This is a genomic window from Bradyrhizobium sp. CCGB01, from assembly GCF_024199795.1.
Lineage (GTDB): Bacteria > Pseudomonadota > Alphaproteobacteria > Rhizobiales > Xanthobacteraceae > Bradyrhizobium.
The window spans coordinates 7,556,185-7,568,699 of the sequence record NZ_JANADK010000001.1; the positions used below are offsets into that span (position 1 = coordinate 7,556,185).

At 66.0% G+C, this 12,515-nt stretch carries 12 protein-coding genes; 5 read left to right on the top strand and 7 right to left on the bottom strand.

Going from position 1 to position 12,515, the window contains the following annotated elements; translation table 11 throughout:
* Nucleotides 1-99: 99 nt before the first annotated feature.
* Nucleotides 100-1,299, bottom strand: coding sequence for an extensin family protein (locus tag NLM25_RS35545; RefSeq protein WP_254139985.1), 1,200 nt, complete (start codon nt 1,297-1,299; stop codon nt 100-102).
* Between the two features lie 39 nt (nt 1,300-1,338).
* On the opposite strand from NLM25_RS35545, the gene NLM25_RS35550 reads away from it, so the two are divergent.
* The gene (locus NLM25_RS35550) at nt 1,339-1,569 is read left to right on the top strand and encodes a hypothetical protein (RefSeq protein ID WP_254122509.1); all 231 of its coding nucleotides are present in this window, start codon (nt 1,339-1,341) and stop codon (nt 1,567-1,569) included.
* A gap of 66 nt (nt 1,570-1,635) precedes the next feature.
* On the opposite strand, the gene NLM25_RS35555 is transcribed toward NLM25_RS35550, so the two are convergent.
* Entirely contained in the window at nt 1,636-2,514 is an 879-nt protein-coding gene (locus tag NLM25_RS35555) for a DUF2147 domain-containing protein (RefSeq protein WP_254139986.1), read from the bottom strand.
* Nucleotides 2,515-2,711: 197 nt separating this feature from the next.
* On the opposite strand from NLM25_RS35555, the gene NLM25_RS35560 reads away from it, so the two are divergent.
* Entirely contained in the window at nt 2,712-3,497 is a 786-nt protein-coding gene (locus tag NLM25_RS35560) for a DUF2147 domain-containing protein (protein WP_254139987.1), read from the top strand.
* A 220-nt stretch (nt 3,498-3,717) separates the two neighbouring features.
* Nucleotides 3,718-5,166, top strand: coding sequence for a FecR domain-containing protein (locus tag NLM25_RS35565; protein WP_256571069.1), 1,449 nt, complete (start codon nt 3,718-3,720; stop codon nt 5,164-5,166).
* Between the two features lie 199 nt (nt 5,167-5,365).
* Here NLM25_RS35565 and NLM25_RS35570 read toward each other — a convergent pair whose 3' ends face one another.
* Both NLM25_RS35570 and asd read right to left on the bottom strand, forming a co-directional pair.
* Nucleotides 5,366-5,935 carry an NUDIX hydrolase gene (locus NLM25_RS35570; protein WP_254139989.1) on the bottom strand — a complete coding sequence of 190 codons (570 nt, stop codon included), beginning with the start codon at nt 5,933-5,935 and terminating at the stop codon, nt 5,366-5,368.
* Between the two features lie 64 nt (nt 5,936-5,999).
* Nucleotides 6,000-6,863: an archaetidylserine decarboxylase gene (gene asd, locus NLM25_RS35575; RefSeq protein WP_254139990.1), complete on the bottom strand. Its 864-nt coding sequence runs from the start codon at nt 6,861-6,863 to the stop codon at nt 6,000-6,002.
* 35 nt (nt 6,864-6,898) lie between these two features.
* On the opposite strand from asd, the gene NLM25_RS35580 reads away from it, so the two are divergent.
* Nucleotides 6,899-8,563 carry an aminotransferase class III-fold pyridoxal phosphate-dependent enzyme gene (locus NLM25_RS35580; protein ID WP_254139991.1) on the top strand — a complete coding sequence of 555 codons (1,665 nt, stop codon included), beginning with the start codon at nt 6,899-6,901 and terminating at the stop codon, nt 8,561-8,563.
* 287 nt (nt 8,564-8,850) lie between these two features.
* On the opposite strand, the gene NLM25_RS35585 is transcribed toward NLM25_RS35580, so the two are convergent.
* From NLM25_RS35585 to NLM25_RS35595, 3 genes are all read right to left on the bottom strand, one after another.
* The gene (locus NLM25_RS35585) at nt 8,851-9,510 is read right to left on the bottom strand and encodes a hypothetical protein (protein ID WP_014492925.1); all 660 of its coding nucleotides are present in this window, start codon (nt 9,508-9,510) and stop codon (nt 8,851-8,853) included.
* Nucleotides 9,511-9,664: 154 nt separating this feature from the next.
* Nucleotides 9,665-10,354, bottom strand: a complete 690-nt coding sequence (locus tag NLM25_RS35590) for a methyltransferase domain-containing protein (RefSeq protein ID WP_254122516.1) — start codon at nt 10,352-10,354, stop codon at nt 9,665-9,667.
* 33 nt (nt 10,355-10,387) lie between these two features.
* On the bottom strand, nt 10,388-11,440 hold the full coding sequence (locus NLM25_RS35595; protein WP_254122517.1) for a glycosyltransferase family 1 protein: 1,053 nt from the start codon (nt 11,438-11,440) through the stop codon (nt 10,388-10,390).
* A 274-nt stretch (nt 11,441-11,714) separates the two neighbouring features.
* Here NLM25_RS35595 and NLM25_RS35600 point away from each other — a divergent pair, with 274 nt between their 5' ends.
* On the top strand, nt 11,715-12,431 hold the full coding sequence (locus NLM25_RS35600; RefSeq protein ID WP_254122518.1) for a L,D-transpeptidase: 717 nt from the start codon (nt 11,715-11,717) through the stop codon (nt 12,429-12,431).
* The last annotated feature ends 84 nt before the right edge of the window (nt 12,432-12,515 follow it).

Sequence of the window (12,515 nt, forward strand, 5' to 3'; positions counted from 1 at the left end):
AGTTGACGCGATCGTAGCCCGGATGAGCGAAGCGATATGCGGGAACACGGTCCCGGATATCGCTTCGCTCATCCGGGCTACAAGAAAAGCTTCCTCTGCCTATTCGTCGGCGTACTCGTCTTCTTCGTGCTTGCGCGTCGTTATCTTGCGACCGAGCGAACCGGTCACGGACGGCTCACGCGCGCTCGCATAGGGCCGGCGCGATTGCGCGCGCGCGGCGACCTCGTCGCCGGAGACGGCGGCCGGCTGGCAGATCAGGCGGCGGCTGGCGCGGCGCATCAGATCAACGTGAATGTGATCGTAATGATAGACGTTCGATCCCGGCGCCAGCACCGTGGTGAAATGCGCGCAGGCACCTGACTGCACATCGCGCAAGAATCCCTGCTCTTCCGGCATGCCCCGCCAGCCGTCCTTCACGGTAACGCGGCGACCATCGGCGAGCACGAAGGCCGCGATGTCGAGCGCGTTGCCGAAGGCATGCTCGGAGATGTGGGCATGCGAATTGCCGTTCATGCCGCGGCAGGAATAGGCCGAGATCTGCTTGATCTCGGCGACGCGAACGCCGAACCAGCGCATCGCCGAGGGCTGCACGGTGTCGGCGAGCCAGCGGTCGAGCTCGGACACGATCGGACAGGCCAGGATCGCGGTCGGCTTGATCGCAACGGGACCGACGGCGGTGACGGGATTGCCCTGCGCGGGACCGAGGCGCGGCAACGGCTGCTGCGCGGGCGCCTGCGAGTAAGGCGCCGGTCGCGCCGGATAGCTCGGCGCATTCATGTAGCGCGCAGCGCCCGCAGCATCGGTGCCATCGGGCGGCAAATCGATCTCGTCCTCCTGCGCCGCCACGCCGGGCGCATTCAGCGGCATCGGTCCGGACGATGCGCCATAGCCGGAAGGCTGGCGCGCCGCGCTCTCGGGATAGTTCGACCGCTGCGGATAGGACGATGGATAGTTCTGGCTCTGCGGAGTGTTCGATCGCGGCTGCGTCACCGGCCAGCGCGGCTGGTTGCCGATGCTGCCCGGCGGGCGCAGTTCCTCGTCGGCAAAGCCATAGCTGCTCGAGCCTTCGCCGAGGGCGGCGACCTTCAACGGGAACTCGGCGCCGCACTGTCCGGGGCCGGAGATCGGGTCGATGCGGACGATGTCGGCGCTCTCTTTCACCGCGCCCGATTTCAGGCATGCGGCTTCGGCCTCGGCCCGCCACGGTTCACGCTCGGCCTGGAAAAAGCCACGTCCGCAACCCGCAAGCGAAACAAGGACGATGGAGCCGACGAGATACAAACGAACTCCGCGCGTCATGCACGCACGTTCGGTGAATTTACTTAAAGACTCTTCAACGTGTTGATTTCAGTGTTCTTTAACCATACCGGCGCGCATGCATCTGCGCGGCCCGGCACGAGCGGCAGCGAGGCTGCCTTTTTCGGAGAGAGACTTCCTGTTAACCATGATGCTCTCGCGCAGGGCGGCAACAGAGGGAGCGACCTCATGACGTTTGCCGGAAGACTGAGCGTGATCACCGCGTACATTGCCCTGGCCTTCGTCGGCGCCATCGTGCTCGGCATGATCTAGCGGCACATCAAACGCATCGAAGGCTGCCGCTCTTCACGTCCCTTCTTGCGCTTGTGTCGCGATCCGTTATGACCGCGCGCCCCATTGGCGCGAGGTCGTGACCACTTCCTCCCGCGGCTCCTCGACCCGCCTCCAGTCGTTGCCGGAGCACCAGAAGCGGCCGAGCGCGCAGGCTTCGACATGGAGCCTGCCGGAGGCCTTCAGCGTCATCGTCGCATAATAGGTGCTGCCGCTGGAGCGGCTGTAGATGCTGCCGGTCCAGACGTCGTGCGTCTTCGGCTTCATGTTGACGAGCACGCTCTCGCCCCGGTTAGACGCTTCGGCCAGCGCATAGCCGCACAGCGCGGGACCGCAGCGTTCGATGCGAACCGTGCCCTTGGCGCCTGCGCTCTCCCATTCACCGAGCGGCGAATAGGCCGGCTCGTCATTGCCGCGCTGTGCGATCGATGACGTTTGCTTGATCTCGGGACTCGGGGCGATAACCGGCGGATCGAGCGTAGCAGCCTTCGGCGGATCGACGCGTTGGAGATCAACACGCGGCGGACTGGGGCTCAGCACCTCGGCTCTTGGTGCCTCCAATCTTGGCGCAGGCGCCGGCACAACGGACTGCGACGTCGTCGCGGCAAGAACGGGGGCAGGCGGCGCCGGGGGCGGCGCAACGGCGACGGTCGGTTGTGGCGGCCGGACCGCGGCCGGATAGACCGGCTGCGGCGCTTGGACGACCGGCGCTGGCGCAGGCGGCGGCGCCGGTGCCTTGCCGACATCTTCCTTAGGCCTGAAGCTGCGATTGGAGATCGACACGCAGGAAGCCGACCGGCAATTCCTGGGCGCCTCGACACGAAACCGGTGGCCACCGATCGAGAAGCTGTAGGAACCGGCCTCGGCGGAAGGCGCAATCGCCATCAAAGCGATCAATGTGCCAAGCGATGTCGCAAGCCGCTTCATCGGCGCCTCCCTCTTTGTCCGCGACGACGTTACGCGGGATGGATCGCGGCTGAATGTGCGCTGGCTCACCCAGGCGGCCGCGAGCCGTAGTGACGTCCATCACAGAAGGCCGGACGGAGCAGGCCTAGGGTCGAACCACGCCTCATCCACCCGCGACACCAGTCCATACCGGGCCCGCACAAATTTCGGAGGTTGTCATGAGCAAGCTCACCATCGCCGCCACCGCGCTCTTCCTCGCTTCGGCCACCGCCGCGCATGCCGGCAATTCGATCTCGTTCCAGATCGAGGGCCAGCACATCCGCATCGAGACGCCGCGCAACTGCGCCTCGCTCAATTGCGTGACCATCGTCGCGCCGGGCCTGTCGAACAAGCCGATCAAGCTGAATAACATCAACCTCAACGGCCTCGGCTCCAAGGACGACGACGTCGACGACACGCCGGCTCCCGCCACGACCGCGCCGCCCGCGCCGGCTCCGGTGCAGCAGCAGCCCGTGCAGCAGGCACCGGTCCAGGCGACCGTGCCGGCCGCGCCTGCGGTCGTCGCGCCCGCGGCTCCCACCACCACCGTTACCGCTGCTCCGGCCGCCAGCTACGACACCACCACGCAGCCCGCGCCCGCTGCGGCTCCCGTTGCTGCGCCCGCTCCCGTCGCTGTTGCACCCGCTCCGGCTCCGGTGGCCGCCGCGCCCGTGGCGGTTGCCAACTCGCCGATCGGCGTGTGGGCGACGGAGGAGAACAAGGGCAATGTCCGCGTCGAACAGTGCGGCGCCAATCTCTGCGGCTACGCCGTGAAGTCCAACGAGCGCATCCTGATCAACATGAAGCCCGACGGCGCGAAGTGGAGCGGCCGCATCCACGATCCCGACTCCGGCCGCAACTACGACTCGACCGTCACGATGAAGGGCCCGAACGCGATGCGCGTGCAGGGCTGTGCCTTCGGCGGCATGTTCTGCGGCGGCCAGACCTGGAAGCGCGTGAGCTGACGCCGAAGGCGTCATCCCGTACGATCGTCATCCCGGGCGATGCAGAGCATCGACCCGGGATCTCGCGCGACAGCCTCACTCTATCTCCTCGCCCTGAGGAGCCTGCCCTTGAACGTCCGCCCCTCCCCTGCGACAATATGTTCATCCACCATTCAGCTGCCCCCGGCTGAAATCCGCCGCCCTCGCCTCGCGTTCTCACCGGGATCCCCTCGTGACTTCATTGGTAGCCTGGCGCCGCTTCGCCGTTGCGCTTGCCCTGCTGGCCTTGCCGCTGGCCGGCGCCGACGTGGCGCTGGCATCCGACGCCATCGAGCTTGCGCAGGCGCAGCCACAAGCGCAGCCGGCGCCCGCCCCCTCGCCGACGCCATCGGCTTCGCCTGCGCCCGCCGCGGACGCCCAACCCGCCGCCGTCGAGCCGATCGGCAACGTCGCGACCGTGACGGGAATCGCGACCGTGGTCCGCGACAAGAACTCGTATCCGCTGCGCGCGCGCGACGACATCTATCTCAACGATATCGTGCAGACCTCGTCGAACTCCACGCTCGGCATCACCTTCAATGACGCGACCACGTTCAACCTCTCCGCCAGCTCGAAGATCACCATCGACAATTACGTCTATGAGGACGGCGGCAAGCAGAACTCCGGGATATTCGACATCGGCAAGGGCACGGTCGCCTTCGTCGCGGCAGCGGTGGCGAAGACCGGCGACATGAAGATCACGACGCCGACGGCAACGCTCGGCATCCGCGGCACCACCGGCGTCGTCGACGTGCCCGAAGGCGCCGCGGCGAACAGCACGAGCAACGTCAACATCAAACTCTATCCCGATGCCGATGGCCGCGTCGGGCACATCGACGTCGACGACCGCAGCAGCGGCACGCGGCTCGGCGCGCTGACGCAAGCCTCCAGCGGCTTTGCGATCCGGCCGGGCGCAGCCACGGCAGGCGTCATGCGCTTTGCCGCGGTGCCGATCACGATTCCACCGCAGCAGATCGCGCGCGACCGCGGCTTCGTCAGCCAGGTGCATCTGGCGCAGACCACGGGCCGCCAGATCGTCACCGAGCAGCGCGACTTCCGCCGCGCCAATCCGACCGCGAGCCCGCGCATCCCGCGGCCGTTCCAGCCGCAACAGCAGCAATTGCGGCCGAGCACGACGCCGGGTCAGCAGCCGCAGCGGCCGAACGGCCAGCCCGGTCAGGACAACCGACGAGGTCAGCAGCAGCCGGGCACGCCAAACCGTCAGGGCGCGCAGCCGCCGCAGCGGCAGGGCCAAGGACAACAAGGCGGCGCAGTGCAGCCGGCCGCCCCGCGCGCGGGTCAAGGTCAGCAGCGGCAAGGCCAGCAGCAACAGGGCCAGCCGCAGCCCGGCCAGCAGCAAGGCGCAGGAGGTCCGCCGCGCGCCGGACAAGGCACACCGCAAACCCAGCCACAACGCGGGCAGAATCGGCCCGGAGGAGTCGTGCCGTCGCAGCCAGGCGGACCGCAGCAGCAGCCGGCCACACAGCCGCAACTGCCGCACACCGGCGCGCAGCCTGGCCAGCCGCCCGCGGCTCAACAGCCGGGCCTGCAACGCCCCGGCGGATTTCAGCAACGCCTCCCCGCCGCGCAACGTCCTGCGGCACCACGAAGGCCAACGCCCGCTCCGAAGGAGAAGAAGGAGCGGCGGTAGAGTGTAGTGCGCGCCGCGCTGTCGGCGCACTCCCGCGCCCCGTTCTCACGGGGAGAGGGTTGGGGTGAGGGCCTGCTTCCGCACAAATGGCGAGAGGGACTCGCGGAGAGTCCCCCTCACCCGGATCGCATCTTCGATGCAATCCGACCTCTCCCCGCAAGCGGGGCGAGGTGAAGAGAAGCGCGCAGATCGTGCTTGCTCACGCTTCGCCGCGCAGCCAGGCCTTCACCTTCTGCAACAAGCCATGCCGCAGCTCGTCGACAGAAGCAGCTTCCGCCGGTGTCAGCGTCTGCAGGGCTGCATCGATGTGGTCTGCCGCCAGCGGCGGCGTTGGCTCCGGATCGGGCGGCGAGGCCAGCCCGGCCGCCGCAAGCGCGATCGGGCCGATCTGGGTCAGGAACGCGCGCTCGTATTCGCGCGACAGGCGCGCGAGCGCATCCTCCAGCGTCAGCCAGTCCACCGCCTTGATGTCGTTCATCAGCTTGCGAACAGGACCGCCATTGGCCTCCATGCGCCAGAAATGCACGACCTTGGAGCGGCCACCGGATTGATAAACCAGCGTCCCCAGAAATTCGTGGATGGCGACGTCGTGGCCGGTCTCCTCCAGCACCTCGCGATGCGCGGCTTCCTTCGGCGTCTCGCCATCGTCGAGCTTACCCTTGGGCAAGACCCATTCATTACGCTTGCGCTGGCGCACGACAGCAACCAGCGGCGGCGCACCACGCCGCAGCACAATACCACCCGCCGCCATGACCGGCGCCCGCGCCATCACCAAATCCGTATCGTCGAACAGCCCGCGAACCATATAGGCCGCGGCGACGGCGGATTGAAGGCTAGTTTCGCTTCAACAGCGCTTGACCCGCACGAATGCGCGTACCCTCGGCGATACCGTCGCAAAACGTGAAATCGCCGGGCGCCAGGATGATGATTGTCGAGCCGTGCTCGAACCAGCCGAGCTCCTCGCCTTTGGTGACGTTGACATCGCAGGGGAAATTGACCGGACCGCGTGTCTGTGCGTTCAGCACCATGTCGAGGAAGTGCAACCGGATGCTCGCGACCAGGATCGCGGCAACCGGCACGAGCGTCACCGCCTCGCCGGTCGACAGATGCGTACGGATCACGGCGCGCTCGTTCTTGCAGAACAGGCGCTCGACCCGCTTCAGCGCGATCGGATTGACGTTCCAGACATCGCCATGGATCAGCGTGACGCGCTCGATATGCGCATCAAAGGGCGCATGGAAACGGTGATACATGCTCGAGGTCAGCCGCAACGTGACGAAGCTTCCGTTGCGGTGCTGGTCGACCAGCGCGGAATCGCCGACGAGGTCCAGCAGCGAATAGGGCGCGCCCTTGACCTGGAACAGCTCGGTGTCGGCGATGCGTCCGTGGGCGCCGACGATGCCGTCCGACGGGCTGGCGACGACGGAGATATCCGGATCGAACGGCCGCAGGCCCGGCTTGAGCTCCCGGGTGAAGCAGTCGTGCAGGCTCTTGAAGTGGCTCTTGCGTGCTTCCGACAGATCGAGGTCGGAGAACAGCTTCCACAGCGCGATCGAGCCGTCCCGCACCAGGGGATTCTCGATCTTGGAGAACCAGCCCATGAAGCGGGTCAGCGCCGCGCGGGGGATGCGGTTGGTCAACAGGAAGTTGAGGTCTTCCTGCTGGGTGAAAGAGGCGATGAGGGCTTTGACTGTCATGAATCTGTCAGCTCGCAGGGTTAGCGCTTGTTGTCATGGAAACGACACTCCCGATTCTCTCATTTTCCGTGGCCGCCGCAGCGTCCGCTGCCGCCGTCCTCCCGAAGATCAAGGCGCGGGTCGAGTTGTCCCGCGCCAAGCATCGCTCGCTCGCCGGGCACTCCAAGATGTCCCGCAGGGTCGCAAAGCTGCTGCCGTTCTACGAGTTCGAGGGTGATCGCTATTTCGGCTGCGACGGCGCTCCGGCGAACATAGTGACGCAGCGCAAGGACGCCTTCTTCCGTCTCGCAGCTCTCTACGCCGAGCGCTACCCCAAGGGTCGCGCGATGACGAAGGAAGCGGCGGAGACGATCTCCGACCTGCACTTCACCGAGACCTACCGCGTGCCGTTCCAGTTCTCGCGTCTCGTTCGCGAGCATCTCGGCACCTCGACCTTCATGGAATCGTCCAGCGGCGTCACCGTCACGGATGTCGACGGCAACACCTCCTACGACCTCACGGGGTCCTACGGCGTCAACATCTTCGGCAACGACTTCTACAAGGAGTGCATCGAAGGCTCGGAGAAGCGGGCGCATGCGCTCGGTCCCGTGCTCGGCCCCTACCATCCCGTCATCCTCGAGAACGTGCAGAGGCTCTGCCAGATCTCGGGCCTCGACGAGGTCTCCTTCCACATGTCCGGCACCGAGGCCGTGATGCAGGCGGTGCGGCTGGCGCGCTACCACACCAAGCGCACGCACCTGGTTCGTTTCGCCGGCGCCTATCACGGCTGGTGGGGCGACGTGCAGCCCGGCGTCGGCAACCCGATCGCCGCGCACGAGACCTACACGCTGTCCGAGATGTCCGAGAAGACGCTGCATGTCCTGCGCACGCGCAAGGACATCGCCTGCGTGCTGGTCAATCCGCTGCAGGGCCTGCATCCCAACGCCAACGCGCCCGGCGATTCCTCGCTGGTCGACAGCTCCCGCGGCGGCAATTTCGATCGCGCGGCCTACACCGAGTGGCTTACGAAGCTGCGCGAGGTCTGCACCGAGCGCGGCATCGTGCTGATCTTCGACGAAGTCTTCGTCGGCTTCCGTCTCGCCGCCGGCGGCGCCCAGGAATATTTCGGCGTCAAGGCCGACATGGTGACCTACGGCAAGAGCCTCGCCGGCGGCCTGCCGGTCGGCGTGGTCTGCGGCAAGAAGGAGCTGATGCGCCGCTTCCGCGACGATCGTCCCGCCGACATCTGCTTTGCCCGCGGCACCTTCAACTCGCATCCCTACGTCATGACCGCGATGGACGAGTTCCTGAGCCGGCTCGCCAGCCCGAACTTCCGCGCCATCTATGACGGGCTGGACGCGACCTGGAACGGCCGCACGCAAAAGCTCAACCAGATGATGACCGATGCCGACCTGCCGGTGCGGTTCGCCAACTTCTCGTCGATCTGGACGGTGAAGTACACCACGCCGTCCCGCTACAACTGGATGCTGCAATATTATCTGCGCGCCGAAGGCCTGTCGCTGAGCTGGGTCGGCACCGGCCGGCTGATCTTCAGCCTGAACTACACCGACGCCGACTTCACCGAGGTCGCCGAACGCTTCGTCCGCGCGGCCGGGAAGATGAAAGCCGACGGCTTCTGGTGGCACGACGGCGTGCTCACCAACAAGAACATCAAGCGGCAAATCCTGAAGGAGATGCTGGCCAAGCGCTTCGGGCGCTGAGGCTGGTTCGTCCGCCCCGAACACCGCCCTCTCCTCTCCCTCTCCCCGCCTGCGGGGAGAGGGTCGGGGTGAGGGGGACTCTCCGCGAGCGCGGTGAGAGTTGGCGGACACCCCACTAGCAACGCCCCCGCGGATAGCCCCCCTCACCCGAATTCGCGCTGCGCGCAAATTCGGCCTCTCCCCGCGCGCGGGGAGAGGCGAAGAAGAAGCCCCCAAGACGTGGATGCCCGGCACGAGGCCGGGCATGACGTAAGCCATAGACATTTGCGGTCTGGACGACGGCGCGCTCAGGCGTGCTGCTCTTCGAGCGTCGGCTCGGAGATGAGACCCAGCGTGTGCTCGGGGTTGAGGTGCAGGCCGGGGTCCATCAGCTCGCCGCGCATCAGCGCCAGCGGAGCGCTGCGATAGAGCATCAGATCGTGGAAGGGGTCGGTCAGGATCTTGGTCATCCAGACGAGGCCGGTCTCGACGTCGCGGATGAAGAACAGGTGCACGGTGCGGAACAGAAGACCGCCGCCGCCGATCACCAGCCAGATCTTGGCGACCTGACGCATGAAGTCGGTCGCGGAAGCCCAGGGCGTGAACAGGCCGAACAAGGTCGGATCGACGACCAGCACCAGCGGCGACAGCGCCCAGATCGCCATCAGCACCACCTTGCGCTGAAGGTTGTAGCCGACCTTGATGTCTTCCTTGTACTCGTGCGTCGCCTGGTTGATGTGGTCGTAATCGTGCGGCTCGAAGAAGAAGTGACCGGCCTGGCGCGAGGTCATCGAGACCAGCCAGCCGACCAGCGCGGAGATCATGGGATCGACGAACAGCCAGACATAGGCGAAGAGGAAGCTCAGCGCGCTGACGAAGTGCAGGCTCTGATTGATGCGGCTGTGGTGATAGTAGCGATGGTCGTCCCAGCGCTGGATCCGCAGCTGCTCGAGATAATTCTTGATCATGCTCTCCCCCAAAATGCTTCGGGTTCTGGATTTACAGGGATTCGATGTAGGCCGTGTGACATCATCATTTTGTCATGTGACGATGTGCAGCGGCGCGATGACGCACGTAAACGCGTGAGCGGCGGATTGCACCGCCGCTCTTACGCAGCCTCGCTCACGCCGCCTTGGCGACGTCGACCTTGCGGAAGCGCACCAGCGAGAAATGGCCGAGCGGCGGAATCAGGCGGCGTTCGGCGAGCTCGATGCCTTTGGCACCCGAGAGCCACTTCGCATAGCGCGACCAGGCGAACTCGGCGGTACGGAAGCCGAGCGGACGCACCACCGGCTGGAGCTTCTGCTCGATGAAGCGGCGCACGCCGGTGTCGGCGCTGACGCGGGTGAGGATGATCAGCTCGCCGCCAGGGCGCAGCACGCGGGCGAATTCGTCGAGCGCCACTTCCGGATTCGGCACGGCGGTGACGACATACTGCGCCATCACGACGTCGAATGAATTGTCGGGGAATTCGAGCTTCTCGGCGTCCATCACCGCGAGGCCCTCGACGTTCTTCAGATTGCCCTCGGTAACGCGCTGGCGCGCCTTGTCGAGCATCGCTTCCGAAATGTCGGTGCCGAAGATGCGCAGATGCGGCGCGTAAAGCGGCAGCGAGATGCCGGTGCCGACGCCGACCTCGAGCACGCGGCCGCCGATCTTGTTGGTGGCCGCGATCGCGGCCTGACGGCCCTTGGCGAACACGCCGCCGAACACGAGATCGTAGACGGGCGCCCAGCGGTCATAGGCCTGCTCGACCGTGCCACGGGTGAGGTCGAGCTGCTGGGTGCCGTCAAGGTTCATGATCTTAGCCATCGATGAGGTTCTCGCTGTGGTTCAAAGGTTCGATCAACCGCGCACCGGCCGCCGCGCCATGACCGGCGAGGCGCGCAAGACGCGGCTGGGCTGAAGTGAGGTGAGGTTGCCGACGAACTGGCGCGCGCTGTTTTCCCAGGAGCGCTCCAGCGCGAAGTTGCGGCAGGTCTCGCGCGACATCGTCAGCGCGCGCAGGCACGCGGTACGCAGATCATGGTCGATCGCGCCGATCGGATGATCGGCGATGACGTCCTTCGGACCCGTCACCGGAAACGCCGCGACCGGCGTGCCGCAGGCGAGCGCCTCGAGCTGCACCACGCCGAACGTGTCGGTCAGGCTCGGGAACACAAACACGTCGGCGGCAGCGAGATGCGCGGTGAGGTCCGCGCCCTTCTTCTCGCCGAGGAACACGGCATCCGGATACTTCTTCTCCAGCGCCGCCTTCTGCGGGCCGTCGCCGACGACGACCTTGGTGCCGGGAAGGTCGAGCGAGAGGAACGCTTCGAGGTTCTTCTCCACCGCGACGCGGCCCATGGTCATGAAGATCGGCCCCGGCAGGTCGAGCTTTGCCGGCGCATCGGGATGGAACAGCTCGGTGTTGACGCCGCGCGTCCAGAAGCCGAGCCGCTTGAAGCCGCGCTCGGACAGCTCCTGCCGCAGCGACGGCGTCGCCACCATGGTCATGGCGGCGGCATCGTGGAAGTGGCGCAGCACGGCATAGCCGACGCTCGCCGGGATGCCGGTCCGCACCGACACGTATTCGGGAAAGCGCGTCGTATAGGAGGTGGTGAACGCGAGCCGGTTGCGGCGGCAATAGGCCCGCGCGGCCCAGCCGATCGGGCCTTCGGTCGCGATGTGCAGCGCTTCGGGCGCCGCCTTCTCGATCCGCCGCGCGATCTCCTTTCCGCTCGGCAGCGCAATGCGCAGGCCCGGATAGGTCGGCAGCGGCCACGACCGGAAGCCGTCCGGCGTCAGGAAATCGATCTCGACATCGAGGGCCTTGGCCGCATTCGCCAGCGAGGTCAGCGTCCGCACCACACCGTTAACCTGCGGATGCCAAGCGTCAGTCGCGATTAATACCCGCATGGGGGAATCCCGAGAGTTGATGATTCTCGGCTTAGGACCATCAACGAAGGATATTTCAGGCGTGTGACGTCACAGAAGTGTCGGCCCACTGTTTTGTTCGTTAACGAACCCCTGCGGCCACGAAACTGTCATGAAACAATCCTTTCCGCCACGAAACCGTTTTCGGTTTTCCGCGCAAATGTCCCGAAACGTTTTGCCGTTAGTGATCTTGGGCAACGGAGCACCGCAACGGTGCCGCGGTGGTCAAAAACACCGAGCAAACAGGGGCGATCAAATGTTCAATCTGGACACGTTCAAGACGTATTCGCGCGCCGTTGCTTTTGGCGCAGTCGCGATCTCCGCAGTGGCATTCGCCGGCACGGCAAAGGCCGCGCCGGTGCAGTTCTTCCCCTTCTTCCAGCCGTTGCCGCCGATGACCGCGCCGCAGCCGCTGCAGCCCTATCAGCCCTACCAGGCGACGCCTTATCAGGCCGCGCCTTCGGAAGATCAGGACGCGGTGGAGATGCCGGCGCGCTTCCGCCGCCAGACCGTCTCCTACGCGACGCGCGAGGCGCCGGGCACCATCATCATCGATACGCCCAACACCTATCTCTATTACGTGCTCGGCAACGGCCAGGCGCTGCGCTACGGCATCGGCGTCGGCCGCGACGGCTTCACCTGGTCCGGCGTCCAGTCGGTGACCAGGAAGGCAGAGTGGCCGGCCTGGACCCCGCCGCCCGAAATGATCGCCCGCCAGCCCTATCTGCCGCGCCACATGGCCGGCGGTCCCGGCAACCCGTTAGGGGCCCGCGCCATGTATCTCGGCGGCACCATCTACCGCATCCACGGCACCAACGCTCCCGACACCATCGGCAAGCGCGTCTCTTCCGGCTGTATCCGCCTGACCAACGACGACGTCTCGGACCTCTATTCCCGCGTCAACGTCGGTACCAAGGTGATCGTGCTGCCGATGACGGAGCGCAGGGCGGATCTCGGCAGCGCAACGCGCTGAGCGACAGGACATTCTGACGCAAACGGCCCCGGAACCCACCGGGGCCGTTTTCGTTTGCCCTCGACATCTCGCGTGTGCGTGCTG